General features: G+C 57.8%; 36 protein-coding genes. 10 read left to right on the forward strand and 26 right to left on the reverse strand.

From position 1 onward, the window contains the following. Positions 1 to 3 precede the first annotated feature (3 nt). The 4 genes from E5K02_RS10205 to E5K02_RS10220 all read right to left on the reverse strand — a co-directional run bounded on the left by E5K02_RS10205 (position 4) and on the right by E5K02_RS10220 (position 4508). Positions 4 to 705, reverse strand: coding sequence for a hypothetical protein (locus E5K02_RS10205; RefSeq protein WP_135394619.1), 702 nt, complete (start codon positions 703 to 705; stop codon positions 4 to 6). A 35-nt stretch (positions 706 to 740) separates the two neighbouring features. Then, on the reverse strand, positions 741 to 1670 hold the full coding sequence (locus tag E5K02_RS10210; RefSeq protein WP_135394620.1) for a hypothetical protein: 930 nt from the start codon (positions 1668 to 1670) through the stop codon (positions 741 to 743). A 172-nt stretch (positions 1671 to 1842) separates the two neighbouring features. Continuing rightward, positions 1843 to 3282 carry a hypothetical protein gene (locus E5K02_RS10215; protein ID WP_135394621.1) on the reverse strand — a complete coding sequence of 480 codons (1440 nt, stop codon included), beginning with the start codon at positions 3280 to 3282 and terminating at the stop codon, positions 1843 to 1845. Between the two features lie 32 nt (positions 3283 to 3314). Beyond that, the gene (locus E5K02_RS10220; protein WP_135394622.1) at positions 3315 to 4508 is read right to left on the reverse strand and encodes a hypothetical protein; all 1194 of its coding nucleotides are present in this window, start codon (positions 4506 to 4508) and stop codon (positions 3315 to 3317) included. Between the two features lie 101 nt (positions 4509 to 4609). On the opposite strand from E5K02_RS10220, the gene E5K02_RS10225 reads away from it, so the two are divergent. Both E5K02_RS10225 and E5K02_RS10230 read left to right on the forward strand, forming a co-directional pair. After that, a complete protein-coding gene (locus E5K02_RS10225; protein WP_135394623.1) occupies positions 4610 to 4795 on the forward strand; it encodes a hypothetical protein in 186 nt (61 codons plus the stop codon). A gap of 1198 nt (positions 4796 to 5993) precedes the next feature. Next, a complete protein-coding gene (locus E5K02_RS10230; protein WP_135394624.1) occupies positions 5994 to 6218 on the forward strand; it encodes a helix-turn-helix domain-containing protein in 225 nt (74 codons plus the stop codon). Between the two features lie 556 nt (positions 6219 to 6774). Here E5K02_RS10230 and E5K02_RS10240 read toward each other — a convergent pair. From E5K02_RS10240 to E5K02_RS10335, 21 genes are all read right to left on the reverse strand, one after another. Next, entirely contained in the window at positions 6775 to 7110 is a 336-nt protein-coding gene (locus E5K02_RS10240; RefSeq protein ID WP_135394626.1) for a hypothetical protein, read from the reverse strand. Then, positions 7107 to 9518, reverse strand: coding sequence for a hypothetical protein (locus E5K02_RS10245; RefSeq protein ID WP_135394627.1), 2412 nt, complete (start codon positions 9516 to 9518; stop codon positions 7107 to 7109). The genes E5K02_RS10240 and E5K02_RS10245 overlap by 4 nt, the downstream gene beginning before the upstream one ends. After that, a complete protein-coding gene (locus E5K02_RS10250; RefSeq protein WP_167856350.1) occupies positions 9519 to 11654 on the reverse strand; it encodes a hypothetical protein in 2136 nt (711 codons plus the stop codon). It lies immediately after the preceding gene. Between the two features lie 277 nt (positions 11655 to 11931). Further along, positions 11932 to 12372: a hypothetical protein gene (locus E5K02_RS10255; protein ID WP_135394629.1), complete on the reverse strand. Its 441-nt coding sequence runs from the start codon at positions 12370 to 12372 to the stop codon at positions 11932 to 11934. Beyond that, complete coding sequence (locus E5K02_RS10260; protein WP_135394630.1) at positions 12369 to 12986, reverse strand: hypothetical protein; 618 nt, start codon at positions 12984 to 12986, stop codon at positions 12369 to 12371. Before E5K02_RS10260 ends, E5K02_RS10255 begins: the two co-directional genes overlap by 4 nt. Continuing rightward, positions 12986 to 13162 carry a DUF1737 domain-containing protein gene (locus E5K02_RS26240; protein ID WP_394346418.1) on the reverse strand — a complete coding sequence of 59 codons (177 nt, stop codon included), beginning with the start codon at positions 13160 to 13162 and terminating at the stop codon, positions 12986 to 12988. The genes E5K02_RS10260 and E5K02_RS26240 overlap by 1 nt, the downstream gene beginning before the upstream one ends. 214 nt (positions 13163 to 13376) lie before the next feature. Next, positions 13377 to 13766 carry a hypothetical protein gene (locus E5K02_RS10270; protein WP_135394632.1) on the reverse strand — a complete coding sequence of 130 codons (390 nt, stop codon included), beginning with the start codon at positions 13764 to 13766 and terminating at the stop codon, positions 13377 to 13379. Between the two features lie 189 nt (positions 13767 to 13955). Continuing rightward, positions 13956 to 14834 (reverse strand): hypothetical protein, encoded by an 879-nt coding sequence (locus E5K02_RS10275; protein ID WP_135394633.1) that lies wholly within the window; start codon positions 14832 to 14834, stop codon positions 13956 to 13958. Continuing rightward, positions 14835 to 15095, reverse strand: coding sequence for a hypothetical protein (locus E5K02_RS10280; RefSeq protein ID WP_135394634.1), 261 nt, complete (start codon positions 15093 to 15095; stop codon positions 14835 to 14837). It lies immediately after the preceding gene. Beyond that, the gene (locus E5K02_RS10285; RefSeq protein ID WP_135394635.1) at positions 15096 to 15587 is read right to left on the reverse strand and encodes a hypothetical protein; all 492 of its coding nucleotides are present in this window, start codon (positions 15585 to 15587) and stop codon (positions 15096 to 15098) included. It lies immediately after the preceding gene. Positions 15588 to 15618: 31 nt separating this feature from the next. Next, complete coding sequence (locus E5K02_RS10290; RefSeq protein ID WP_135394636.1) at positions 15619 to 15867, reverse strand: hypothetical protein; 249 nt, start codon at positions 15865 to 15867, stop codon at positions 15619 to 15621. 1 nt (position 15868) lies between these two features. Then, the gene (locus E5K02_RS10295) at positions 15869 to 16426 is read right to left on the reverse strand and encodes a hypothetical protein (protein WP_135394637.1); all 558 of its coding nucleotides are present in this window, start codon (positions 16424 to 16426) and stop codon (positions 15869 to 15871) included. After that, positions 16404 to 16694 (reverse strand): hypothetical protein, encoded by a 291-nt coding sequence (locus E5K02_RS10300; RefSeq protein WP_167856351.1) that lies wholly within the window; start codon positions 16692 to 16694, stop codon positions 16404 to 16406. Before E5K02_RS10300 ends, E5K02_RS10295 begins: the two co-directional genes overlap by 23 nt. Before the next feature lie 225 nt (positions 16695 to 16919). After that, entirely contained in the window at positions 16920 to 17072 is a 153-nt protein-coding gene (locus tag E5K02_RS25525) for a hypothetical protein (RefSeq protein ID WP_167856352.1), read from the reverse strand. Position 17073: 1 nt separating this feature from the next. After that, positions 17074 to 17751: a hypothetical protein gene (locus E5K02_RS10305; RefSeq protein WP_135394639.1), complete on the reverse strand. Its 678-nt coding sequence runs from the start codon at positions 17749 to 17751 to the stop codon at positions 17074 to 17076. Between the two features lie 4 nt (positions 17752 to 17755). Further along, positions 17756 to 18115, reverse strand: a complete 360-nt coding sequence (locus E5K02_RS10310; protein ID WP_135394640.1) for a hypothetical protein — start codon at positions 18113 to 18115, stop codon at positions 17756 to 17758. A gap of 2 nt (positions 18116 to 18117) precedes the next feature. After that, positions 18118 to 18525, reverse strand: a complete 408-nt coding sequence (locus E5K02_RS10315; protein WP_135394641.1) for a hypothetical protein — start codon at positions 18523 to 18525, stop codon at positions 18118 to 18120. A 29-nt stretch (positions 18526 to 18554) separates the two neighbouring features. Further along, the gene (locus tag E5K02_RS10320; protein ID WP_135394642.1) at positions 18555 to 19307 is read right to left on the reverse strand and encodes a DNA-methyltransferase; all 753 of its coding nucleotides are present in this window, start codon (positions 19305 to 19307) and stop codon (positions 18555 to 18557) included. Positions 19308 to 19312: 5 nt separating this feature from the next. Next, positions 19313 to 19588, reverse strand: a complete 276-nt coding sequence (locus E5K02_RS10325; RefSeq protein WP_135394643.1) for a hypothetical protein — start codon at positions 19586 to 19588, stop codon at positions 19313 to 19315. Between the two features lie 7 nt (positions 19589 to 19595). Continuing rightward, the gene (locus E5K02_RS10330) at positions 19596 to 19910 is read right to left on the reverse strand and encodes a hypothetical protein (protein WP_135394644.1); all 315 of its coding nucleotides are present in this window, start codon (positions 19908 to 19910) and stop codon (positions 19596 to 19598) included. A gap of 443 nt (positions 19911 to 20353) precedes the next feature. Continuing rightward, entirely contained in the window at positions 20354 to 20833 is a 480-nt protein-coding gene (locus tag E5K02_RS10335) for a helix-turn-helix domain-containing protein (RefSeq protein ID WP_135394645.1), read from the reverse strand. 673 nt (positions 20834 to 21506) lie between these two features. Here E5K02_RS10335 and E5K02_RS10340 point away from each other — a divergent pair. The 5 genes from E5K02_RS10340 (at position 21507) to E5K02_RS10360 (ending at position 24230) form a co-directional block, all read left to right on the forward strand. Then, positions 21507 to 21863, forward strand: a complete 357-nt coding sequence (locus E5K02_RS10340; RefSeq protein ID WP_135394646.1) for a hypothetical protein — start codon at positions 21507 to 21509, stop codon at positions 21861 to 21863. Positions 21864 to 22040: 177 nt separating this feature from the next. Further along, positions 22041 to 22871, forward strand: a complete 831-nt coding sequence (locus E5K02_RS10345; RefSeq protein WP_135394647.1) for a hypothetical protein — start codon at positions 22041 to 22043, stop codon at positions 22869 to 22871. Positions 22872 to 22931: 60 nt separating this feature from the next. Continuing rightward, a complete protein-coding gene (locus E5K02_RS10350; RefSeq protein WP_135394648.1) occupies positions 22932 to 23585 on the forward strand; it encodes a hypothetical protein in 654 nt (217 codons plus the stop codon). A gap of 58 nt (positions 23586 to 23643) precedes the next feature. Continuing rightward, complete coding sequence (locus tag E5K02_RS10355; RefSeq protein WP_135394649.1) at positions 23644 to 23856, forward strand: hypothetical protein; 213 nt, start codon at positions 23644 to 23646, stop codon at positions 23854 to 23856. 41 nt (positions 23857 to 23897) lie between these two features. Further along, positions 23898 to 24230, forward strand: a complete 333-nt coding sequence (locus E5K02_RS10360; RefSeq protein WP_135394650.1) for a hypothetical protein — start codon at positions 23898 to 23900, stop codon at positions 24228 to 24230. 37 nt (positions 24231 to 24267) lie between these two features. Here the strand turns inward: E5K02_RS10360 and E5K02_RS10365 are convergent, their stop codons facing one another. Continuing rightward, positions 24268 to 24456, reverse strand: coding sequence for a hypothetical protein (locus E5K02_RS10365; RefSeq protein ID WP_135394651.1), 189 nt, complete (start codon positions 24454 to 24456; stop codon positions 24268 to 24270). A 114-nt stretch (positions 24457 to 24570) separates the two neighbouring features. Between E5K02_RS10365 and E5K02_RS25530 the strand changes: the two genes are divergently transcribed. The 3 genes from E5K02_RS25530 (at position 24571) to E5K02_RS10370 (ending at position 25603) form a co-directional block, all read left to right on the forward strand. Continuing rightward, entirely contained in the window at positions 24571 to 24735 is a 165-nt protein-coding gene (locus E5K02_RS25530; RefSeq protein ID WP_167856353.1) for a hypothetical protein, read from the forward strand. Positions 24736 to 24769: 34 nt separating this feature from the next. Next, the gene (locus E5K02_RS26045; RefSeq protein ID WP_262709841.1) at positions 24770 to 24892 is read left to right on the forward strand and encodes a hypothetical protein; all 123 of its coding nucleotides are present in this window, start codon (positions 24770 to 24772) and stop codon (positions 24890 to 24892) included. A 120-nt stretch (positions 24893 to 25012) separates the two neighbouring features. Next, a complete protein-coding gene (locus tag E5K02_RS10370) occupies positions 25013 to 25603 on the forward strand; it encodes a DUF551 domain-containing protein (RefSeq protein WP_135394652.1) in 591 nt (196 codons plus the stop codon). The last annotated feature ends 59 nt before the right edge of the window (positions 25604 to 25662 follow it).

Raw genomic sequence — 25662 nt, forward strand, 5'->3', positions numbered from 1 at the left:
TGCTTATTCGCCTTTTTCTGCTTGATACTGCCCAAACTGCTGCACGGCAGCGTCGCGTCCTTCCACGCCCAGGATTTTCAGCGCCCGGGCAATCAACTCGTTTTCGTTGGCCTCGGGCCAGCCGTGGTCTACACTGTTGGCGTCGTCATACGTTGGCTCGCCTTCCGCATCACGGATGATTTCGCCTTGGGAGTCGAGTTTCAGCGCGTAGCGGGGTTCGGGCGGCAAGGCCAGGTAGCCGAAGGTGACGGCGGCCACGTCCTTGGGGTAGAGCTGGTAGCCCTTGTCTACCACGGCGATAATCGGGTACTCAGCCGTGGGCGCGTTTACGGGGCTTTTCAGGCGGAAGGCCAGCTGGTTGTCGTTGACAATGCGGGCGGTTTCCTCGGCCCCGGGCACGTCGAAGGCCGTGGGCCGCACATAGCCCTTGGGAAAGGGAATGAACCCGTTGGCGAGCTTCACGGCCGGGGCAGTGGGAGAAACCGCGTAGTCCTGGCTCTTTTTGAAGGGGTGCAGGGCCACGTTAATGGTCGTGTTCAGCTGGTAACCCTCGCGGGGAATGGGCCGGCCGGGAGCGTACTCCGAAACCGGCCCATTGTAGTGCGCAAACAACTCCCGGGAGGCTACCAGCAGGGCGTCGTCAATCTCGGGGTCAGTACTATAGCCCCGGGTCTGGTTGACCATCTGCTTGAGAAAGCGATGCACGAAATAGATCCGCTTGTTAGCCATTCCCTCGTTGCTTATTTATTCTTTTCGCGCTGGGCTACCGCTTTCTCGATAGCCTTCTTAATCGGCTCGTGGTTGGGCAGAATCAGGAAGTCCGCCATTGCATCCTCCACTTTCTGGCCCGGCAGCACGATGCACAGGAACTTGCGCTCAGGCAGCAATACCCACTGCGCCTGCTGGCGGTCATAGGCAATCACCTCGTGCTTCACGGCGTTGTCCACGAGCTTGAACAGGCGCTCCTCGTCAGCCTCGAACCGCTTGATAAGGGTTTCTGGGTCGCTCTCGGCCAGCGCCATGTAGTTGTTGCGCAATTCGCTGTCGTCGTCCTCCTTGAGGGTGCCCGCTTCCAGACGCTCGGTGATGTAGGCCGGCACCGATACGCCCACTTTGGGGGCCAGACGCACGAGCTGGGTCACGTCGGCCAGGATAATGGCCTCGTTGGCAATGGCCACGTTCTTCTTACGCTTGAACAGGTCGGCGGCCGTCTTCTCGGGGCGAATCACCTCAAACATATAGCCGTCGGCGGGCTGGCTATGGGCCGGATTGCAGCAGTTCTTATTGTAGTTGCTGAACATGAGCCGATGGTAGAGGTCGGGCTGCCGGTTGGGAACCACCTCCACCTGGGCCATTGACGCCCGTTTGAACTCGACCAGCAAGGGCTTGGCCGTCGGCGTTACCGGCCCCCCGAAGTAGGCCAGGCCCACATACTGACTTGTGCCGGGGTCGAGAATGTTTTCCACCAGGGGCAGGTTCGACCAGTTTTTGGTCACGTTGCGCTTGCTGGTGCCGTACATGCTGGATTCAATTTCCTGCATGGGTGAGCCCTTCTGGATGGCGCGGAAAATAACCTTCTGGTTGGGGTTAATATCCTTAGGCAGCGAGTCGAGTAGATCCTGGCTAAAGTTGTTGTAGACCGCTTGCGGTACTTGGAATAGTTGAGTCATGGGTTGTTGTGAAGGGGTTGGTTTGGGCGAGAAAGATACACATTCTATCTCGTTTTTCCAGATAGAAAAATTGGATTTGTCTGGAAAAGCGAGACAGAAAAAAAGCCGACCCTATAAGAGCCGGCCTTTCTCACCAAAACCCAACCCCTGTCGTTGGGAAGTTTAGGCGGGCTTAGGCAGCCAGCGCCTTGATTTTAATCATTTTTCGGGTGTTCGTGATCTGGGGAACAACCTGCGTGAGCAGTTCCAGAGCCGTCTGGTCGCGGCCGGTGATGGCGCGGGGGAACGGGTCGAACTTGTAGCGGCGAATCGAGCCGTCAAACTCGGTGGTGTACTTCACCTCCAGGGTGTTGACGCTGATTTTGTTCTTGCGGCCGTTCTCGCTTACGTCTACCGATTGCCGCTTGGAAGGAATCAGGTAGCCGTCGTTGGGGAAGTTGTAGCCGTTGATACCGGTCAACTCGGGCAGGCTCAGCATGTCGGTCTGAATCAGACGGAAGGTGATGCCGCCGTAGACAATGGCCATTACGCCCAGGTCTACCATCTTCTGCTTGGGGTCGCCGTCACCGAAGTTGCTGTAGTCGATACCGGTCTGGCCGGTAGCACCGATAGCCTGGTTGAAGACTTTCTGCACGGCGCGGAACAGAGCCGAGCCCGCATAGAAGTCGTACACGTTGCCGCCGTTCACCGCGTCAATCTGGGCCACAATCAGGTCCAGGTCGGCCAGCGAGAAGGTGCCGACGGTGTAGCGGTACTCGTTACCCATCTTGTCGATGGCGGTATCCACGCCCAAGCACATGCGAACCGGCTCATTGGCTTCGTTCATCGTGAAGCCACCCGAACCGAACCAGATAGCGAGCAATTCCTTGATGCGGTGCTCAGCGCCCATTTCTACTTCCTGCTTGAAGTAGTAGCGGTTCTTGCCGGTCCAGTCAATAATCTCCACGGCGTTGGCGTCGCCGGTGGCGGCACGGTGGGTCTTGATGATCTGAGCCTGGTTGCGCCACTGCGTGGTGCTCTGCTCCAGCCCTTCGGTTGGGGCGTAGGTACCTTCCCCGAAGGCGTTGGAGTACACGAACAGCGGGGTGCCGCTGGTAATGTGGTCCTGAACGGCCTGGGTGATGTTTTCCGACGAGCCGGTGACGCCGCGCAGGGTGAACTGCGTGGTAGCGCCCGAGCCGGCCTTGATGCGGACAATACCCGTCGCGCCGTTCCGGAAGCGAATCAGGTCGTCCTTCATCAGGGACGTGCGAGCCACGGTGCCGCCGAGCGATTCGGTATCCAGGAACGAGTCGGCGGTGAGGGTAACGACCACTTCCGAAGCGGTGCCGGAGCCCACGATAGCGCCGATTTTCACGGGGCGGAACATGGGGCCTTGCTCGAAGGAGCGGACTTCCAGGTCTTTGGTGGTGCTTACCCGCTTGCTGGTTTCCAGCATGGCCAGCACGTCGCGCCAGTTGTAGTAGGGAGAAACCTCCGAAATGGCCTGACGCACAACCAGCGGCGCATTGTCGCTGAAATAGTCGTTCAGACCCATGAATTTGGTATCTACCCGGGGTACGGCAACTACGTTGTTGTCGAGGGTAGTAACGTTTACAAAACCGTTAGGCATGGTCTAGAAAAAGAGAGGTGTCGAAAAGTGGATTAGTTGCCGATGCCGTTCTGCGCCGCAAACTGGCGGGCGAAGGCTTCGGGGCTGAAGGTGGTGCTGGCAGCGGAGGCGGTGGCCGTAGTGCCCGCGTTGGTGAGCGTATCCAGCTCGACATGCGGCGGCACGAGGTCTTGGCCGATTTTCACCGCGTTGGCGAACAGTTTGTTGCCTTGGGAGAAGACGGCACTGAGCAGGGCCAGATTCTCCAGGGAAACGGTTTTGCCGTCGGGGTAAACAAAGTTCTGGATGTGCGTCAGCGGGTCGCGCATTACCTGCCGGGCCAGTTCCGTTTCTTCCGGGGTACTCCCCGCGCTCAGCGTCACCTGCTTGCCGTCGGGTAGCTCTACCGTCAGGTCAAGGCCAGCGCCAATGAACGAATCCACGTTGGCGTAGTGCGAATCGAGCTGCGCCTGGATTTCGGGGGTAATGGTGGGCGCGGCGGCCGTCTGATCCGACGAGGCCGTGGGCACCGATACCCCCGCAAGCAAGGCGCTGGTGCGCTCGTCGCGGTATGAAGTGAGTTCCTGGCGGTCCCGCTCTGCCTGCTTGTCCATCAACAGCTTGTCAGCGCGGTACTCGGCCGTTTCCTCGAAATCGGGGTGGTCGGGGTCAACACCCACGGCCGCGCCGAATTTTTCAGTAGCCCACTTGTTGAACCAGCCATCAGCCTCCTCGGCGTCATACTGCGGGTTCTTGCGGGCGAAGTTTTCGCGCATAGCCTGCAGCGCGTCCATCTTCGTGTAGTCTGTATCAGCCAGCCGCAGGTACTCGCGGCGGGTTTCGGGGTCCGACAGCAGGGCCAGCGAGCGTTTGTGCTCGTCGGTCAACTGGTTCTGGCGCAGCTGCTCCGCTTGGGAGAGTTCAGCCGCCAACTCGTCGGCGGTCTTGTACTTGTCACCAAACTTGCTCGTCAGGTAGGCCGTCTCGTCAAAGGCGGTGGCCTGCGTGGTATCGGTGCTCGTGCTGGCATCCGTGCCGGCGCCCGCTGTGGGTTCCGTGGCGGCGTCCGTGCTCGTCTTCTCGGCCGGGGCCGCAGCGGCGGCCGTCGAGGGAGCCGCCGAGTCGCTGCCGGTGGAGGCGTAGCTGCTGGCGAAATTCTGCGTAAAAGCGGTCAGTGCATCCGGCGTCGAAACGTCGGCGGTACTGGTGTCTGTCGCTAGATTTTGGGAGGTTGCTTCGTCGGCCATCGGAACACAGGGGGATTTGGTTCCGAAATTTCGTCTATCTTGATTTTCGAGATAGAAAACCGTACCTTAGACGCACACATACCGTACAACAGCACAATTTCATGGCCGAGGAGCGTCCCAAGAAGCGGGAGTACCACCGCAAAACAATATTTAAGGCGGAGTACACGCCGGAGAGTGCGGCGGAGCGGCGGGCGTTTGCCCTGTTCGCCAAGCTAGACATGAGCCACCAAGCGGGCATCAAGCTGCTTATCAAGCAAGAGGCTGACCGTCAAGGCATACCGCAATAGATTGCACCCCCGCACCCCGAGATATTCCCTTTTAGACAACCACAGAAGCCGCCTAAGCCATGTATACTGAAATCTGCAAAATCATACAAGCCGCGTTGTCGGGCGACAAGGCCAGCGCCGAAGCGTATGCTCGACTACTTGCTGAGAACCTGGATAAAGCTGGACAGCATACAGAGTCCAACCGAATTCTCCGCGCCCTTGGCGACCAAACCATCCAAGCAACAGCAGCCTCCCTTGACCAAAGTGTGGTTGCGATAGAGCATGCTCCATTCACCGTGTTACCAGACTGTCGCGCCCCGATTACAAAAGGGAGTATTACCCGCTTGGCGTCTACCTCTTTGCTCAACAACACAAATCCTTGGGTAGCAACCTGCGGCGTCTGCCATTGTACTGAAGATCTAGGCAAAGGTACGCTAACGCTGCCATCTGACCTCACCGGTCGGGGCTGGCTGAATAGCGAACGTCTAGGGTGGGTATGCCCCGGCTGCCAGAAGTTCATGACCCCAGCCGACAATTGCTGGCTAACCGCCGAAAACCGCTAAGCCCTTCTAGTTTCTTCCCCCTTAACAGCAGAACCCTAAGAACCATGAACCAGGAACGATTGAACCAGATACGGGAACGGTGTCAGAAGGCAAGCCTTGGCCCCTGGATGCCGGCCCCAACTGCGCCGAAGAACAAGTTTCGGGTATACCCTCAATACCCGAACTATGGCAACCCGGCCCCCTTATTCCAGCCTAGCAATCATATCTGCACCATGAACAGCGGCGTGAACAGGGCAGTAGCACAATTGCAGGCTGATACCCTGTTTATTGCTGCTGCTCGGCAGGACATCCCCGACCTGCTAGCCGAGATAGACCGCCTACGGGCCTTGCTCCCCGCCTATGGCACTTGCCCGCGCTGTCACGGCACGAATCGGATGGCAGCCGCTGGAGAGTCTAGAGCCTGTGTCTCCTGTGCTGATGAGGCGTGGCATGCCCGTCAGACGCCCCCTCATCATCGTTAACAGCAGAACCCTAAGAACCCTGAGTTATGAACTACGCCGCTCACATCCTGCCAGGCCAAACCCTACCCGCCTGCAACCGCTGCCAGTACATCGCCCGAAGTGCCAATGTTGAATCCTGCCCGTATTGCGGCGGCAATTGGACGCACGATGTGACCCGGCCTGCTACCATATCCCCTTCATCGACTCCTTCAGAGCATGAACAATAAACTTCCGCCTGGGGCTCAGGCCGATATAGCGCGAGTGACGGGCCTTAGCCGTCAAGCTGTAAGCAAGGTGCTGCAAGGCAAATTCAAGAATGAGCAGGTCAGCCAACTAGCAGAAGAGTATGCTGCCCGCTACGCTACCCAAATCAGAGTCGGTCAATTCCGGCTATTTATCAACAACCTCTCCGATGAGGCGCTAGCCACCTACTTAAAATGAAAGAACCTGCCAAACTCATGACCCAGGCTGATATAAACGCCTCTGCGCCAATCATTGCGTCCTTTATCTTCCCAGGGCAGGAAGTTGCGGAGTATAGTTCAGTTGAATTAACCGAGATAAGCGAGGCTATCAGCATTGTGCATCTGCGTCGGCCTGATCTTGCGCGAGTCATGCGGCGGTTTTTCAACGACATGAAGGCCGGGAAGGTCTTGCGAGAAACTAACGCCTTGAATCCGCCCCAGGGAGCCCCCGTAGGTTGTGCAGGGTGCGCCGGAAAGGAGGTGTATGGTGAGTAAGCCAACGAAACCGCAGTACACCTTAGCAGCTCGGTTATATGCCCTGTCACTGGTTACTCATCTAGACTTGGATACTGAGAACGATGATTCTGAAATTATCAGGCAGTTGGCGATTGATAAAGCATTAGCCGCACTCGCTCGGCTAAAAGTTGACCCTGCCGAGTTGCTAAGCGAAGATGATTGCCTAAAAGTAGCCAGAAGGCTGAAGCCATGACCCTGCTTAGCAACCAAGAAGGCCGTGCCCAAAACCCACGTTTGGTTTAGCCAAACAAGCCAGCACCGGCCGGAGCCAGCTGCACCTTCTTGGTCGCAGCTGGCTTTTTTGCTTTCGGGACGGGCATAATGGCCCCGCCCTGCTCCTTCGGGGCCGGTACCCCTACCCCACCCTTGCGGGGCGCACTAAAGCGCGTGGCTCGCATGTGCGGCTGGCCGTCCACCCAGAACTCCTCTACGCCAAACTGACTGCGGTAACACACCAAGTCCAGGGCCACCGCCTCCGCGAGCTGGTCGGCGGAGAGGTGGCGCTGGAAGGTTTGGCGCGTGTAGAGCTTGTCCTTTTCCAGGGGCAAGCCAGCTACCAGGGCGGCTAGGCTCATGCGGCGGCCGAGGTAGGTTCCGGGGCCAGGGCCGCCTCGCGCAGCTGCTCATCGGCCCGCTGCTGGCCACCCAACACCTGCTCGGTCAGCTTGTGCTCGACTTTCAGGTTTTCGCGGTCCGTCTTGCCCTGCTCCTGCACGCCCAGGGCGGTGAGCTTGGTTTGGTTGCCCAGCTCGCCCAGGTAGATAGTGGCCTCGGTCTGCTTCTCAATGGCACCCCACTGCGTCTCGCGGCGAAACTGCTCGATCTGCATGTTCTGCTCGAAGGTGGCCTGGGCCAATTGCATATCGGCCTGCGACTTGGCTTGCAGACTCTGGTTCTGCACGTCGCCGTTCTGCTGTTGCAGCTGCTGGCTTTCCTGCTGCAGGCGCTTGCGCCGGCGCTTGATACGGCGGGCCAACTCCCGGCTGGCCTTTTTCAGGTTGGGAATGCGGCGCACAAACAGGTAGTCTTCGAAGTCGATACCGTCGGGGCTGCCAGCCACCCCCTGCTGCAGGGCGAGCTTGGCCGTGTCGTACAAGTCCACCCACTCCTCGGGCGTGGGGCGGGGCTCAATACCGGTTGTGAAGTCGTAGCGAAAAAGGTCCGGATACGGGCCTACCTGCTTGCTGGCCCCTCCGGGTAAGCTCATCGTGCCCGTGACGGGCGAACGATGCTCTGTGAGCTTAATACGGCCCGCTAGGTTGCGGAATATTGTCTCATGTACGGACTCCTGGGCGCGGAACAGATACTTCAGCACGTTCTGGGTGCCCATCAGCGCCTGCTCCTGCACGCCCTTGCCCACGCCATCCTTGGGTGTGGCGGCCGAGGCCACGGCGTTGGCGCCGGTAATGACTTCGAGCAGCTGCATGGAATTCCAAAAGTCGTTCCAGTGCTGGCCCGCCGTGGTTGGCACGCCGCCCGGGTTTTTCACTACAGCCAGGCCCAGCGGCTCGTTGCTGTCGTTGACGCGCTTGCCGAACGTGGTACCGGTTTCCAGGAAAAACTCGTAGGCTTCCTGCGCTGAGAGGGGCTTGCCGTCGGCGCCCTTCAGCGGAATGTCTTTCAGCACGTCCGGGTCGATGTTGAAGCCCTCGGGTACGTAGGTCTTCATATCGGCCCGCCACATGCGAATACTGCGCTCCATGTCGTTGACAATGGAAATGCAGTGGTCCACCACGCTGATGGCCTTGTTGCCTACCCGGCCGGCCACGTAGGCGGCAAACGGCAGGCGGGCCTTGAGCGGGTTGGCCAAGTCGCGGCCCTGCTCCAAGGACTTGCGGCAGTTATAGGCAATGTCCATCCCGACTACCAGCGTAGCCTCGTAGAGGTTGGTAATGGTGCGGCGCACCACGCGGCCTTTATCCGACTCGTTTTTGAAGCCAGCGGGCTTGCGGTAGGTTTTCGGGTTGCCCTTGCTCGTGGGCTTCACCTGCTGCACCTCGTCGTCGTCACTGAGGAAGAACACGCGCACTACCTGAATGGTAGCCGTATCCTCTTTCAGGCCGATGGCCGGGTCTACGGTGCCCATGTTGCTGGTGAGCAGGCTGGCGGCGTGGGTTTCCAGGGCTTTCCACTGGTGCTGCTCCAGCCCTTTCAGCTTCGGGTCGAGGGCCTTGCCGGCTTCCACCTCGGAGCGTAGCTGCTCCAGGGTGATGTTTTCCAGGTAGGCACCCGCCCACCAGTCGCGACAGTCGGCGTAGCGCGAGGTCAGCATCAGGGCCATATCGGGCGAAACGCGCACCACCGTGGGCGCCTGGCCGGGAATCTGCTTGTCGTGGAGCAGGCAGAGGCCGTGACGCAGCAACTGCTGGCGCAACTCGGCGGCCAGCTGCTTGTAGCGGCTGCGGTCCAGGCACAGGGCCAGCTTTTCCTCCAGGGCAATGGCGGCGTCCAGCTCGATGCTTTCCACCCACTCGCGCATTTCGTCCTCGTCGGCGGGCACCTGCTCGGGCAGGCCGTCCTGGCTGGGCCGCATGCCCATCTGGCGGGCGAACTGGCCGGCGTCCTGCCACTTCTCCATGTTGCGGATCTGGCGCTCAATTTCCTGCGCAGCCCGGGAGCCCGATACGCTGATGGTGGGGTCGTACTCGCGCTCCTCCAGCATGGCTTCCAGGGCGTGGAGCTTAATAGGCAGGATGGGCAGCGGGGACTGGTCTACGATTTGGCCGAGCTGCACCGGGTCGTTGGTCTTGCCCCGCTTGGTGCGGCGGTATTGCAACGTGTCCTGCACACCCTCGGCGTAGGTATCGAGGCGGGCGTAGTGGTCCCGGCCGCCGTACCACATGGTGGAATTGTTGCGCAGCACGTCGCTGATGTAAGCGCAGGCGTTCTGCTTGATCCACTCCTGGGTTTTCTTCTTGGGATTTCGCTCGCTCCGGGAAGCGTAAGCAACGGCGTAGTTGGCGGTCAGGTCGAGGGACGGCATTTAGTTATTGAAGTAGTTGCGTGGGTCGAAAGCGGCCAACGACGGCAGCGTGTCAGCAGCAGGGGCAGACTTAAAGGGCTGGTAGCGGGTAATGTCGCAGAGGGCGTAGCCGCCGCTCACCGATAAGTCAAATTTAGTGGTTTTATTCGGGTCAAACTGAAGTATCTGATTCAGCGTGCGGGGGAAGGGCATCCGGCGCGGGTCGTAGGGGATGCCGTCGTCGTTTATTCCAACTTCCCCCCGGCTGTTCTTGCTCAGGCTCGTGCCGACGTACTGACTCACGTACTTTACCCATTCTTCGGTATAGCGGCCAATCATCAGTGGCGAGGAGGCGGCCCCGGCGTTTTTCTGGTTCTTGGTGTGCTCGGTCTGCGTCGAGGCCGGGCGCTTGGAAATAAAGGCTTCGTAGCCCCGCCCCATCAGTTCCTCTTTCAGGGCCGGGCGGTTGGTTTCCGGGAAGATGGAGCAGCCAAAGAAGTGAATAGCCTTGATTACGTCCTCGAAGTACACGTTCGGGTCGCTCATCCGTTCCGCGTATTCCAGAATCTGGCTGTGGCTGGGCCAGTAGTGGGGCGCGTCGTCGGGCAACGCCTCCATGTCCTCATCGAACTTGTAGAACAGCGTCAGGGCCGTGAGCGAGGCCCCGGAGAGCTTTTCCGGGTCGCGGTGGTCCACGGGGTCAGCGCCGGAGCCGAAGCGGTGGGTGTTCAGCGGCTTCCACTTCACCACCTCCCCGTACTTGGTTTTGATACGGCCGGTGGCCTCCACCTGGTTGAGCCAGGAATCCGGGGGCAGCCAGGAAATGTAGAAGCGGCCCGCCACCTCGTCCTGCATGGCCTTGACCTTCGTTTTACTCTCGTCGGTCCAGTCCAGGCGGTAGCGCCGGTAGATGGGCTGGTCGAGCTGGGCCAGGTGGCTCAAAACGTGGCCGACGTGCTCGGCGTTGACCACGCAATCCACCTTGACGCTGGGCGACAGGGCTTCCTCGATGGTGAACGGGTTGGCCCGCTTCTCTTTCAGGAGCAGAATTGGGTCATGGGCCACGGAGCGGCGCCGGGCCAGAAAGTGCTCCTTGCCAGCGGCGGTGTCGCGGCCGTACTCGTCCACCTTGAACCCTTCGTAGGCCGGAATGAACAGGCGAAACAGGCCCGAAGCGGTGCGAATCAGCGGGTTTTTCGGGTCGTAGCCGTTGGGGCCAATGAGCGTCTGGTTCGAGTTGTTCCAGAATTGGGCGCACATGCCCACCGAGTCGTCGTCGTCCTCGTCGGAAGTGGTGGTATTGGCACCCTTGCCCACAATTTCGCCGTCGGGCTCGAACTGCTTGCTGACAACAGACCAGCGGTTATAGGAGTTGAATTTCTGCTTCTTGCCTACCTCGTCGTTGAGGAAGAAGGTCACGCCGTCACCGTCGAGGGCGGTTTCCGTCGATTCCTTCCAGAAAATCTTGCTTTTCAGGCCCTTTACCCGGTCAGGCATGTTGGCCGCGCCCTTCTTCTGGTTGACAGGCGTATCAAAGACGATTTCGTACTTGGGCCGCGAGCTGCCGGCCATCTGCGGGGCGAACCACGGGGCCTCCTTCAGCGCGTCCACGGCCGGAATCACTTCCTTGCGGTACACGGTTTCCTCGGCGGATTCCTCGTTTTTCGACTGAATGCCGAAACGGAAGAAGGCAATGCGGGTCGCGCCCTCCACCCCGATAGAGGCAAAGCGGGACGTTTTGCCGTCGCGGCGCCGGGTCTGCAGGTAGCCGCCCAGGCAGTTCGGGCTGGTCATAACGTGCTCCCACCACCAGTAGAAACGGCGGTTGTGCTCCCGGTAGTCCGGCTTTTTGCTACCGTAGCGGTGGTAGTTCAGGTAGAAGTAGTGCCGGCCGGTGATGTAGGTCGGCACGCCGTCGTTGTAGAACCACACGCCGTTTTCGCGACGGTCCCACTCCTGGTCTTCCAGCTGCTGCTGCTTGTAGCGGGGCCACGCCAGATATTCCTCGGGCGTGGGCAGCGCGGTATGGGCAAACTTCTGGTCTTTCTTCTTGGTAATGTGGCCGTTCAGGAACTCGGAACGGTCAGGCACAACAGGGCTACCGAGGGTGTATTCCCCGATAACGTCCCACATTCTGCCGTCTTTCTCTTTCTTCATGGTGTCGTTGCGAATTCAGGGCGCAACGACAGGGGTTGGGTCTGGTGAGACTACTTGCGGCGTATTGCCTGAAAGGCTAGGCCCATTGCCATTACAAGGTCACTCTTAGGGTATAAGTGGCTGTATTTCCTCTCGATGCGGTCAGCTAATTCGGTCTTGCCAGCACGCCGACATTTGACTTCGAGCCGCAAAGCTTTGCGGGCTATATCTTTCGCTGGAGAAATTTGGTGGTAGTTGCAGAGTTCGTCTAGCAAGCCGGGGAATGGCAGCATGGGTTTTATTGACAAGGCGTGAGTGTGTAGGCCATTTCTGGCAGATCTTTCAGTCCCTCGCGTGACGGGTGTGGGTCGTGAACAATTTCCATGTTGCGGCCGTGGGCAACAACTGCGTGGTGCATGATAGTGCCATCTGGGTACGTCCTTGGGGAAACGCCTGAAGCAACATAGTAGCCATCCAACAGCTCCAGTGTACCCGGCGCCATTTCTCGGCCCTCCCGAATAGCTTTTAGGTTGACGGTATCCAACTCATACCCCTGCTCGCGAAACCAATGAATCAGATCCAAAAACCAGCCGGGGCCAGCCTCTGTCAAATCCTCATTGTAAGTAAATAGTGGCAGATCGTTCGGCTTCTCTTTATCTAGAACACAGGCAAATGCTGTCCTCAAACAGTCACCAATGCCGTGCTCAGCAACCGTGTATAGTTGAGTTAATGGCTTCATTTTCGTTTGGGCACAAATGATTGGCCCACGGCCCGTTTCTCCACGCTACCGGTCTGGTTCAGCACGTCACGCTGCTGGACTTCCTTCAATTCCTCGTCGTTGAGGAACAGGGTATTGCCCAGACTTTCGAGCTTGGGCACCTGCTCAAACATGGCGTCCAGGTTATCCTTGCGGGTTTTCTGGGCGGTCTGGATCTTGGTTTCGTCCAGGCTACCCCGCTCAATCGGGGCACTCAGGCCCTCAATGGTCTGCCACGCGGATTCCAGGCCGTGAAACCAGAGGGCGTAGCTCAGCGAGCTTTGCAGGCGCACGTATTGGTTAATCATGGCCGCCACATCTTTGTCCTCCCACTTCTCCACGGCGGCGCGGCGCTTGTCAGTAGCTGGCACGCCAGCGCGGCGCATACACTCGCGCTTTTTGTGGTCCACGGGCAAGTCGCGGTACTCGCTCCCCTTGTCGGCGTAGAAGATGGTAAAGCGCAGCCAGCAGTCGTTTTCGCCCGCGCCGTGCTCCACGAAAGCCGGGTAAGCCCGTAGCTCCGGGTGCGCGTCGAGCACGCGCTGGCCTGCCTTCAGCTTGTCAATAGGGAAGCGCAGGGTGGATTTCTCGGCCATTATTCTAAATATTTAACAAGTGCCTGCGCCAGCGTATACCTGTCGGGCTCGGACGTTATAGATACACCGCCTAATGGCATCCATCCGTGGGCAATCAATCCCTTAACAGTATTTGCAAGGAGGACTGGGGTGCGCTCTGTAGCAACAGTGTAGTTGACAATTCTTTTCTCGTCCATCACCGTGTTTTGTAGTAGTGCGGGCGTGTGTAGCCGTGCTTAACAGTCTTCTCGGCCACAGTCGCCCGTCGGGACGAAGTGCAGCTGGAAAAGTAGAAAAGACACCCCACCAAGATAGCTGCATATAGCAGCCACTGCGCCCAGCCCTTGGGGTTGAAGAACCACAGAAAGCCGTCCACTAGGCCCTCCAGGTAATCGTCGTTATCGTGCATGGCTACTTCTTCAGTTCGCCCATAACACCCCGGCCCTGCCGCTCGCGCACCCGGCGCTCCAGGGCGGCCAGGGCCTTGTCGATACCAGCAATAAACTCGTCGTGGTCCTCGGAGGGGAATACGTTGTTGAGCTTGTTGTGCCGGTCTTTCAGCAGCAACAGTAGTTGCTCGGTCTGCACGCCGGGCTGCCACGTTCCGTCCTCGTTACGCTTTACGAATGTAATAGCATGGGTGCCCTCCCCATAGACAGCAGCGCCGTTTTCGAAGCGCATCATGGGGTGAATCTCGTAGTTGTGGGCGCCTTGAAACTTCTCGTCCGTAGGCAGGGCTACGATGGTTTGCTCCTGGCTCGGGAATACGGTAGCGGCAAGTAGAATGCGATTTTCTTCCATTGTGGGGCTAATAAATGGGTTGAGGTAAGGCTAGCACTCCGCCGAGGCGTCGCAGCTCAGCGCATAGATCCAGTCCGTTGTGAACGAGCGGCTGATTGTCGCAATAGGCGCTGAGTACGTCGGTGGCGCGGTAAGGCGTACCGAGTACCAGCCGGTCCAATACGGAAAGGTCGAAGTTATAGCCACGGCTCATGCGGTTTGGCGGTAAGAGGCGGCAATTTCGGCGGCCACCCGGTCGTCGTCGGTGTGGTTGATACTGAACACCTTGGCGTATTCAGGCTCGGGCCGGGAAATGCGCAGGTGGGTTTCGTTGAGCATGGGCGGGTGGGGTGCCCGCACGGCGTCGATGAAGTCCCGACGGACGGCGTAGTACTCGCGGCCCTCCAACGTTACCCGCAGTGGGTAGCCGTGGCGGCCGGTGATCGAGCGGCTGAATACTACGTGGTCGAAGGCTTTCACTTCGTCGGGCTGGCCCTTCAGCGGCTTGCCGGTGTAGCGCACCAGGCCCTCGCGCTTGATGGCCAGCACGCCGTTGCGGGTGGGCAGGTTCTCGCGGGTGGTGCTTTCGTCGCCTTCCTGCGGACCTTTGTTCACGCCCAGGGCGGGCAGGAACAAGCCGCTGGGCAGCAGCGTGCCCTCGGCGTGGGCCAGCTCGGGCGCTTTCTCTACTTCGGGGAAAATGGGCTCACAAAGCACATAGCCAGCGAAACCCAGGAAGCCACCGCAGCCGTCGGGCGTAGCCACCAACTGGGCCAGATCCACCAAATACAGGTTGGGGTGGTTGTCCGGGTCGGGCTGGTTGGCATCTTCCAGGGCGCTCCACTTCACGTACACTGTATCGCCGGCTGACGGCAGATGGTCCTTCAGGGAGGAGTAGGTGTAGTTGCGGCCCGTGCCCTGAATGCGGTACGGAGACAAGCCCAGCGGGCCGCACATGACTTCAACGGCCGTGCAGGTGGCTACGTCGTCGTAGTCGGTAGACTTGTAGAGGGTCTGGCCGGCCAACTGGAACGTGTCTTCATTGCGCTTGGGCGCAGAAACCAGCAGTTTATCGTACAGGGGTTGCATTTAGTAGAAGAAATAGATCGTGTGCTCCAAGTACATAGCTTCCTTTTCGCCAACACCGCCAGCGGCAAGGCACATTACCAGCCACCTTACATCATCGTCATTGCGAGAGACGAGAATTGCGTTTGGCTCGATTTCACCGTCACCGGCTACGGCTCGCAACTCTTGGGGTGCCTTATCGAACGGTACAACCACCCAGCCGAGCGAATCGGCCAGGTGGAAGATAGCGCCGAGGGTTATTCCCTCTTTCAGCGAAAAGCTCATTTACCGGCTGCGGGCGTTGTCCCGGGCAATTTCGTTCGGAGTGCGGGGCTCGTCCTGGCTCCGGGGGCGGGCTAAGGACACCAGTTCACCTCCTACATATTTTACTCTAGCTCGGCGGGAGTCGTTCATCGGCATGTCGTCCCCGAATGCGCCGGTATTCACCTTGCAGCCATACGGAACTTTGTGGTGCGGCTTGGGCCGGTTGGCAGGGTTGGCATAGTGCCGAGCGAAGCGATTCTGGTCGCGGTTGTTGGCTTTGCGCACCTCGTCGGCCAGCACCACGTCCTCGTGACGGTCTAGGTCGGCGGGAGAAAGGGTAATCAGGCCCAGGCTATACAGGCGCAGCAGCTGGCGGCTGGCCTTGCCCTCGCGGGCAGTGCGCACTACTACTGGCTCTTTTTTCACGGGCTCCGCTTGCGTGGGAACAGTAGTGGTGGCACCCAGGACGGCGGCGGCCAGGGCAGAAGCGGCGGATTTCACGTTTTTGAACATACTGCAGGGGTTGTTGGAGGTTGGAAATGGGTTAGAGAATGATCCAGCCGCGCGTCGTGCGAATACGCCGGTTTTGTTTGTGGTATTGGGGGCCGTAGCCGCGCAGGAAATCTGGTTGGCCGGTCAGGTCGCGCTGATGCTTGGGCGCTGCAGGTAGACGCAGTTCGTAGCCGACAAGGCCCAGCACGCGGCAGGAGCGCCAGTCGGTGCGGAAGCGGGCCGAGCTGAACCCGAGGAACATTGGCAGCGTCAGGGCTGCAAAAAGACAGAGGAGCAGCATCTTAGGGGAGCTTGATAAGGCGGCGGGTGGCGGTGCCGGGGGCCACGGCAACGGAATTGGCGGTATTGGCGGCACCCTGGGCGGCGAAGTAGCGGGCCAGCGGGTCGTTGGCGTACTGCGTTTCGTTCACGTAGGCGGCGCGGCGCGGGGCCATGTAGGCTTCCACGGCTTCGGGGGCGAAAGCCAACTGCCCGGGGTTTTTCTCCGCCGCTGCCAGCAGGCGCCCACGGCCGGCATCAAACTCTGCCTGGGCGTGCTCAACGGGCGTCATGGTGCGGTTCAGGCCCATTGCGCGGCCGTAGGCTTCGGCCCGCTTCACTCCTTCCGGCGTGCGCATGCCGGCCAGCAGTTGCCCATAGGTCAGGGTTTTGCCCGGGTTCAGTGGGTCGGCAATGTCCCGAATAGCCTCCCGGTAGAGTTCCTGCATGCCGCGCTGGTCGTGGCCGACCTCTTCCAGGAACTGCTGGGTGACGTTGCCGGCCTTGCCGCGCGTCTGGGTGGCGTTGGAGTAGGTGCCTACCGGTACGGAGCGGCGGTTATTCTTCGAGTCTTTCGGCATAGCGCAGATGATAGATGAGTACCCAGAAACAATCAGCCAGCAGCAGCAGAACGCCAAACCCCATTTGCCATACTGCATACACGACTGGATTAGTAGGTGCAGGCAGCAGCCAAGGATACGCGGTCAGCAGCAACAGCACGCTGAGAAAGGCACCGCCAAAACAAATGAGTATTCCTTTGGTCATGTAGCGTGGCTGAGGTTGGGACGAAAGATACGAATTCTGTCTTGATTTACGATATAGAAAAACAAATTTTGTCTCGATTTTCAAGATAAAGAAAGAAGCACCTCCGGCTCAGCCAGGGGTGCTTCTACAAAAGGGCGGAGCCTTTTAAAATATATTTGTTTTTTAATGTTCCAACTGGCAAAAGTTACCGATACCGCAAGTTTTCCAGAGTTTCGGTAAGTTTTCAGGGAGTTTCGGTAATTCTTGCACCGAGTTTCGGTAAGATTTGCCCGGGCAAAAGTTGAGGTTTCGGTAAGATTTGGCCAGCTGCTACAGGATGCTCAAGACTAGAAGGACGATGCAGCCGCCCAGGGCAATCTTCAGGGTGGCGTTTTCTTCCGGGCGCTGCGAAATAAAGACCAATACGCCGGTAAAGCCAATGATTACCAGGAATTTGACGAGTACGGTGATGATTTCGAGCATATCAGGAAGGGGTGTTGAGGCGGTCATGGGTGCCGAAGGGGCGGAAGTCTCGGCGCGGGGGCGTCGCCGGTGGCTCCTGCTGAGCCGGTTCTGCGGCGGGTGGCGGCGCCGGTACTGCTTTAGGCTTGTTCTTCGAGCCGGGTTGCCGGCCGCGCCGTCGGACAGGTGCGGGTTCCGGAGCAAATATGGGCGTCCAGGATATGCTCACGGCAGCGGGCGCTGCGTCTTCGGCTGGCAGCTCAGCAGGTTCCTCACCAGCTACTTCACCAGTTGCCTTTTCGCGCATCCGGTCCAGGCGGGCCTTGATTTCCTCGCGCTTGTGCTCGTCTGGCTCCAGCAGAAACTCCTTTTCCAATTCGACCACGCGCCGGGCGTAGGCACCCGCCTTCACGCGGACCTGCGGCAACTCGGGCTCGGCTAGTGTCGGCTCAGGCGCTGGCAGGTGGGCTTGGGCCAGCAAGGTAACCTGGGCAAGGGCCTGGCGGTCTTTCTTGTGCGGGCCGCGTAGCTTTTTTGGGCTATCAGCTGGCTTGGCCAGCCGACGGCCGCGCCGGGAGCAGGCCGCAATAGCGAGGTGGCCGATAGCCTCGGCAATTTCAGGGAAGCCGTTGGCGGCCAGGATGGCGGCGAACTTGGGGGCGCCGTCGATGGCATCGAGCAGGGCTTGGGTGGTGCGCATGGTGTTATTGAGGGCTGAGAATTTCGAGTTCGTTGGCTGAAAAGTATTCTTCCAACTCCAATACACGGTATACTTTCTTGCCGTAGGCTAGGTGGGCCTCCTCAACGGTAACGAGGCACCCAACAAACTTTTTCTTCCAGGATTGCCGGTTTTCAGGCAATTCACCCTCTGAGTACAAGTGGTTCATGCCGGTTTGGTTGAACGAGTCCACAGAACGGATGATGGCTCGCAGCTGCGGGCAGTGGCGGTGCTCGGCAGCTGAATAATGGGTACCAGTCTGCAGGCCAACGTAGTGGCCCTCAGTTGACCAGAGGCACTTTTCATTGAGAAAAGCAGGGCCTTTTATTACATGCAGGATTTCCATCGCTACTTATCGGTTGGAATGCAGCACCCAGGGCAGGACGGGTTGCCCGAAGCATTCCGGCAGCCCTCGGTGCAGTTGGTGGCACGTTGCAGACGGTCAATTTCAGCGGCAATCAGGGCGCCAGCTACAATTAGTTTTTCCAGGGGCGACTTGCGCTCAATCTTGCGGAAGAAAACCAAGCCGAATTCGGTTTGCCACGGCCACATTTTCACTTCCTCAGTTTGGCCAGCAACACAGATGTTTGCCATATCGCCACTAGCATACAGGGACAAGGCGGTTGCAGCTGCCTGCATTAGCTCGCCGCGCCCATAATCATCATCGTGGGCCACGTCCCAGCCGTGCTTGTGAATCTGCTCCTGGCGCTCAGCGGCTATCAGCTCGGCGCCGGTCAATGCGGTGTTGTCTTTCATGGTCTTGGGTCTACTGTAAAGGAGAAAAACTAGGCAGCGAAAAGAGTTGGTGTAGCGGCTATGGCTTGCAAGCGAGTAAGGGCGGCGGTGTAATACTCGAGGTGTAGCTCACAACCTATAAAGCGCCGCCCTTCAACCAAGCAAGCGTGGCCGGTACTACCACTTCCGGCGAAGCAATCGAGTACTGTATCCCCTTCGTTGGTGTAAGTTGACACCAACCAGCGCAGTAGGTCGACGGGCTTCTCGGTTGGGTGGGCGCAGTTCACCGTGGGCACACTGGCAAAGTCCAGAACGGTGGTCGGGTGCCGTTCTCCGGTGTCGTTGTATTCGCCGCCTCGGTGTTGCTGGTAATGTTGTGCTACATCCGGCTTGCGCTTCACGCGGCCAACATTGCGGCTTGTCTGCTGTTTTTGAGCGTTGTAAGTGGCGGCCTTGATGTTTGGGGCGAACACGATCAGATCTTCATGGCCAGCGAGCGGGCGCCAAGCAGCATCCAAGAAACGAGAGGCCCTGCTTTTAGCCCACACCATTCGATACCGGTACCACTCCCGATTGCTTTGAATCAGATCCAGGGTGAATAGGTCAGCAGCGAACAACACTACTACTCCGTTATCCTTCAACACGCGTCGAGCCTGTACCCACCATGCCGACCAGTTAAAAGCGCCCTGGTCAAAATGCAGATTGGTTGTCAAGTACGGCGGGTCGGCTATAATAGCATCTACTGAGCCATCCGGTAGCGAGGCCATTACCTGCAGGCAATCTTGGTGGTGTAAAGCGTACATAACTGCTAGTTGGTAAAGATTTCGCCACGGAAGTACACCCCAAAGGCATCCTCGCGCACGAAGTCGAACTGGACCACCTGGGGCCAGGCAGGAATGCGCACTAGGATATCCTGGCCGCGCTCGAAGACGTGGCCGGCCGCGCGAAACTCGTCTACTTTCTCCTGCAGGGCCATGATGAATTCCACGGCCAGTTTCCCGAGCACGCGCTGGAGACAGTTTTCGCCCGAGCTGGGCGTGTAATTGACGGCGTAAGCGAATTTTTGGGTTGTTGGCGTGTTCATTTCCGCGTTATTTTTGGTAGGTGTAGGCTTTTGCAATTCGCTCCATAAATTCTCTCCCGTCCATTTTTGCCCATTTTCGGCCCTTAATCCGGTACTTGTACTGGTTGCCGGCCGGTTTCAGGGAAAGGTACACGTCGGGCTTGCCGAGCTTGAGGATGATAACCACATTTTCCGTCGGGGCCTCTTTGTAGCAGACCTTGGCCTTGTTCAACTCCTGGACTACTCGAAAAGCACGCCAGTCAGCTGCATTCACCCTGGCTGCTTGTGAGGACTCCCTGGTGCAGTCGCAGAAGTCCTTATGGCAATTCGTGCAGTCGCTCATAGTGGCTCAGACTTGCGGATGGAAGATTCAGGATGAGCAGGGGTAACCACGTAAAGGCTGTGAACTGGCGTTAACAGTCCTTATGTGGTTACCCAATACCTGCGTCTGGTGAGTTCGAGGAAGTGGCGGGGCTGCCAGTCGCTGAAAGTGGGCAAAGAGCGGGCTGGCATTTAAAACCGAGAGTGGAAGGTGTGACCCAACTTGCTCGTTAATGCACCGTCGGAGCCGGCACAACAGTTCTTTCAGGGGAACAGGCAAAGACCCAAGCGTATCGGCCGGGAAAAACAAAAAGCCCCGACACAGGACCGGATTCCTGGCGGGGCTTTTTCAGCTTTGTGTGACGTGGAACGTCAGAGGCTGTTAAGGTCGTCTGTCAGTGGATTCCGGCCGCTGATGTTTCAAAGGTAAGAATCCTATCTTGAAAGTCAAGACAGAAACGAAAATTATTTCTCGAAATTCGAGACAGAATTCCGGTACCCGCTGGATTCAGTCACCAGCTCCTTGCGGCCGGCTGCCTTGCCCCGCCACCCATACTCCGCCACCAGCACGTAGCGGCCGGTGCTGGCCCTGGTCAACAGCCCCGCCTTCACCAACTCAGCTAAGGCACGCTGCACGCTCTTGCCCGAGCACTTAAGCAGCTGGCACAGTTCCTCCCGCTCCCGGGCCCCAAACAGCAGGTAGCCCTTCCCGTTCTGGGCATTCACCAGACACCACATATACAGCTGCGGCGCCACGCCGGCCAGGGCCACCACCAGCAGCATGCCCGCCCGGTAGAGAAACCCGAAATCATCCTTGCTCTTGGATTGTACTTTTACGGTACTCGTGGTCGAGCCCAGCAGCTCGCCGGACTCCGCATTTACGTACACGGTCTCCTTCTTATGGATCTGGCGGAGCCCGCCTTTCAACTGTGGTTTTTCGTCCATCTTTTCTTCTGCTGGTTTTTCATTCCCAAATGTCCCTCCCGTGGACAGCTACTGTCCCTCCCGTGGACAAACACGCTTTCTAACGTATTGACACACAAAGATATCACGAGACCTTCTTATTCATTCTATATGTACCCACCCAAGGTAGTACAACGCTGATAGATAAGGAGTTGCAGAAAAGCCTGTAAAACCCACCACCCATCTTGCTTTTCGAGACAGAACCGCCTACATTTATCCCGAAACCCCAGATAGAACCTCCGCTGAGCACGCATGAGCAAGCTGCAGTGAGGCGTCTAGCGCAGGATTGGCCACCCCCTCGAACCGCAACCAAAACCGCATTCCGTAGACCGGGTACCCCCTTTTCGACACCCCACCCCCTCCCAAATGCACCTCGATAAGGCCGGATAGGGCCACAGCCCCCACCAGTACATAACCCAAATCCGCCACTTAACTTACCTTAATTATAAGTCATATAAATAACATTATGTCAAGTAGACTTTTTGACAGTCAATTACTTACGTGTTATTACCTCATTCCTTGCTTGAACCTTAGACCTCCTCACCAATGCCTGATACATCCTATTTCACGTCGAGCCCACAGGTATAGGACGACGAGCCACCCGAACTGAACCAATAAAAGCATCACATCTTCCTCCTAATCTCTCCTCTTACCCATGCCAACAGAACAACCCGCCAACGTCCAAGCCTTGTTAGTAGCTGCTGTCTGTGATTTGGCCGAGGTCCAGACCGCCGAACGACTCGGCATTAGCGCCGCTGCCTTGCGTCTGTTGACCAGGTATTTTATCCTTGCCAAGGCCGGCGGACTGGTACGCAACAGCACCATCGAAAAGGCCGGATTAACGGCCCAGGCAGCCACCAGTAGAGGCACGAGCGAACTACTAGACAAGCAGTTACTGCGCCGGCCCCACGGCCTACGGGGAGCGTTAGAGCTGACCGACGAAGGACGCAAAGCAATGCGTTCCTACTACGAGCAGATCCGGCGAATAAGCAACCGATTGACCACGATTTGAGCGTATTTCCATTTTGTATTTATTGAAGAATATTCACCTCTACGCAACCTTTTTACATGAATGTTTAGTGATAGTATTGCGTTACGTGAAACTTTGCGTATACTTGTATCATCAGAACGGCAGTAAGCCACCTACCCCCTACCCTATCAGCCGCCCAGCGTCACGGGCACCAACACCATGACCCACGTACTAACGACCATCAGCTACGCCAACGCTCCCGAGTTCGGTGCACAGTATGCCACCATCGAGCAGATCCAGGAAGGCCAGCATGGTATTTTTGTCTACTTCAACGAAGCTAAATACGATGGTAGCACGAAGGTCTTCAAGCATTGTGTGCGCACCTACGAAGACGGACGCCTAACCAGCGCTCAGGCTATTGAAGACGCCAAATCAGCCCTTCAAAAGCACGCTGGTCGCTCAGGCTACTACGGGCCAATGGTGTATACTATCACCAAGCCAGCACAGGTTAAAGTGGTTCAGAAAGACCTCGTGACCGACGAAGCCATTACGCTCTTTACTGGCTCGCAGGCTGACTGCATGATCTACTTCCGCCAGCACCTGCAAGACCTCAGCCGCAGCGATGCCCGCAGCAGCGAGTACGCTGCTGATCTCGTAGATGGCTCGATTTACACCAGCGTAACCGACGCCTACGGCAATGTGATTGCCCACATTTACAGCGACGAGTCGAGCGAGCCCACGAACCGCTACGCTGACCAGCTCGCCAAGAGCCAGCAACTAACCCCCAAAGCCATGTACACTGCCGACGATTTCACCGAAGTAGATAACGGCTATTTCCAGTCAGCCGACGAGAAATTTGCCATACAGGACAACCTGTGCGAGTACGCTACCGGCCACGCCAAAGACCCCAAAAGCCAGTACGAAAACTACTCGGTATACGTGTCCGACCTGGGCGACGCATCCGACGAGCGGGCAACCAACCTAACGAGCTTTCAGGCTGCTATTGACTGGATCAACAGCAACTTACACCAAGCCGAGCCGACTATTTAACCAACCCCGTTTTACCTCTCATTTCACCTTCAGCCGCTCAGCGACACGAGCACTAACACAATGACTAAGAAAGCAACCGCCGCAATTCTACGAATCGAACTACAAGGATTCGACAACAGCAACCGCCAGCACGAGCCGAAAGCTATTCCGTTAGATGAGCCCACTACCCGCCAGGTAAATATATACCTCAACACGGGCGAAAAAGTAAGCGTTTGGGGGGGCTACGGCGGCTACGTACAAGGCGGCGCAGGCGGCAACAACGGACCAGAGAGCGTGTACGCTATTACTCAGCATATAGCACAGAGGTACAGCAAATGGCTAAACGGCGGCAAGTGCCCCGCAGCCCTGAAGAAGTACCCAACGACAGAAATACATACGCTTGAAGAAGGCCAGGAAATAAGCGTTGAAACCCCAGCGCCCGCTGCCCTAATTGACCACATGCGAGCAATTGTAAAATTTTACAACGAGTTCCGCGCCCAATTTCCAGACTTCCCAGCACCCCAACCAGGCCCGCTTATTCTGGTTTCAGTGGGGATTGAGTGCCGCCACTGCATAGCATACGCCCTGACGCACACGAGCCAAGAATACGACGAAGACCGCCATATATGGTACACGGCCCACCACACCGGCCCGCTTAACCAGTTCCGGCGACGCTTTACGACCTCGACACTTGACAAGGCACAACAACTGGCCGACGATTGCGGCCAGTACTAGCCAAAAACTAACCCCGTTTTACCACAAAAACGCGCTGCCGGATGCAGCACCCACCAACATGTACTTTTCAGTAAGCACCAACATGGAACGCCGCCTGGCTATTGTAACCACCAGCAGCCGCACAGTAGAAGAATCTTTCCGCAAAGCCCACCGAGCCCGCTCAGCAGACTATAACGGCCTAGACTGGCACGAAGAAGTAAAGCAGGGCCGCAGTCAAAAGGCGGTGGCTCATGCTATTAGCGACCTTACCGTAATTATTTCGGCCATATAAAAACAGATCAGCCAATAACTAACCCCGTTTTAGCTCCCAACATGAAAGCGACTCTTTATACCCCAGGCGAAACAGCACGCGAGCTAACCCCAGACGAAGCAAAATCCTTGCAAATTGCTCCTCTCAGTTTTGTTGGTGGCCACTTACGGGGCAACCGGTTCGCCGTCGCCTCTCTATTTGGCACCGAGGATGCGCTACAAGTCAAGCTAATAGCAGATAGCCCCACGTTCGCCGTTTTTGCAGCAGCAGATCCTTACGACATGGATAGGGAAGAGAATCTGCCCGCCACCTCGGCCGCTAAGGATGCCACGGGGCACCACTGGAGCGAGTCACTGCGAGGGCCCATCTTGATAGTGACAGTTGAGCCTCAATAAAGCCAGGCGGATTTAAACTAACCCCGCGTTACACATTTTACCGTATTTTGCGCCCGCCACCATGTACGCCACCATGCCCCGCAATCCATTCTCCCGGCTCCTTGCAGAAGGCTACAAAGTTCAGGTAGCGCACCAGATCGGTAAAGCTGCCGTAGCCGCTGTACTCGCCCCCGTACAAGGCTGGTTCTACGCCGCCAAATACGGGCCACACTACGCGGAAGGACATACCCCAGCCGAAGCCATAGCCGCCCTGCGAACGGCCCGCACAGCCTACGAAACGAGCGAAAACGAGCCGTTAACACGTTGGCACTTTATCAAAGCCGGCTGGTCCCTAACACAAATGGCCGAGTTCATTGCGTACAACGACGCCCCGCGACTAGTTACCCGCGCCGAGCTGCGCCGGGCAGTAACCCACCCAGACCGCAAAGCTCACAACTGGCAGCACTACCGCGACCAGCTACGCGCCCTGGGCATCCAACTAGGCCGCCCCAAAACGAGAAAGTAACTAACCGCGCATTACCCTCTATTTCTACGCACTCATGCCTGTTACCTGCCCAGCCCAGGCTGCCCGCCTGCGCAATCAGCTGCGCCTGGCTCGAATTACGCTCATTGCCGCGCAGTTGCGAGTAGCAACAGCAAATGCGCAACTAATTGCGCAATAAATTGATGCAACTGTTGAAAGTTTCCTGCAACTTCAACACTTCAACGGATACAGTTTCCTGCAACAAAAAGAACCGTCCTGCACGGCGGCGCTACCCTCACGCTCTTACCTGTAAAAATCAATGGAACAGAACTGGATTGTCCTAGCTAAAACGTATGAAGGTGGGGTAAATGTCGAGTACGGCGCACCCTACTGGAACCCCAACAAAGCAGGGTACACGCACCGGATCAGCGCGGCCGGCCTCTACACCCAAGTGGAAGCTGAAAGCATAGCCGAAGGCACGCACGGCGACCACATTGCCTACGCTGTAGACTCGCCCAAGCTGCTGGACTACCTGACTAAAAAGAGCTTGGTTCGAGCATCAGAACTAACCCTGTGGCTGGAGCTACGCGCCCTGCGCACCACCCAGCAGCCGGCCGCCTGTACTTGCCTGTGGAAAGCAGGCCACGACCGGCGCTGCCCAGCATACAATGCCTACGTCGATGGGATGCAGTACGCTGAGCAGCCCGCTGCGTCAGAGGCAGCGTGGGTATCAGTGGTAGAAAGGCTACCGGAGGTTGCGCAGAAGGTGCTGGTCTGCTTTGTTTACGGCGACGGCACTCAAGAGGTCAAGACCAGCTTTCTCAACGCGCAGCATGGGTGCTTTGATGAATTTCAATGGGAAAGAATAAGCCACTGGATGCCACTCCCAAATCCTCCCAGCCAGACCTAAGCCTGCCCTTTACAGCCGCTACCACCTACTAACCTCGCTCTACCACGGACAACTTAACC

This window comes from Hymenobacter metallicola (assembly GCF_004745645.1).
In the GTDB taxonomy this organism is placed as follows: Bacteria; Bacteroidota; Bacteroidia; order Cytophagales; family Hymenobacteraceae; genus Hymenobacter; species Hymenobacter metallicola.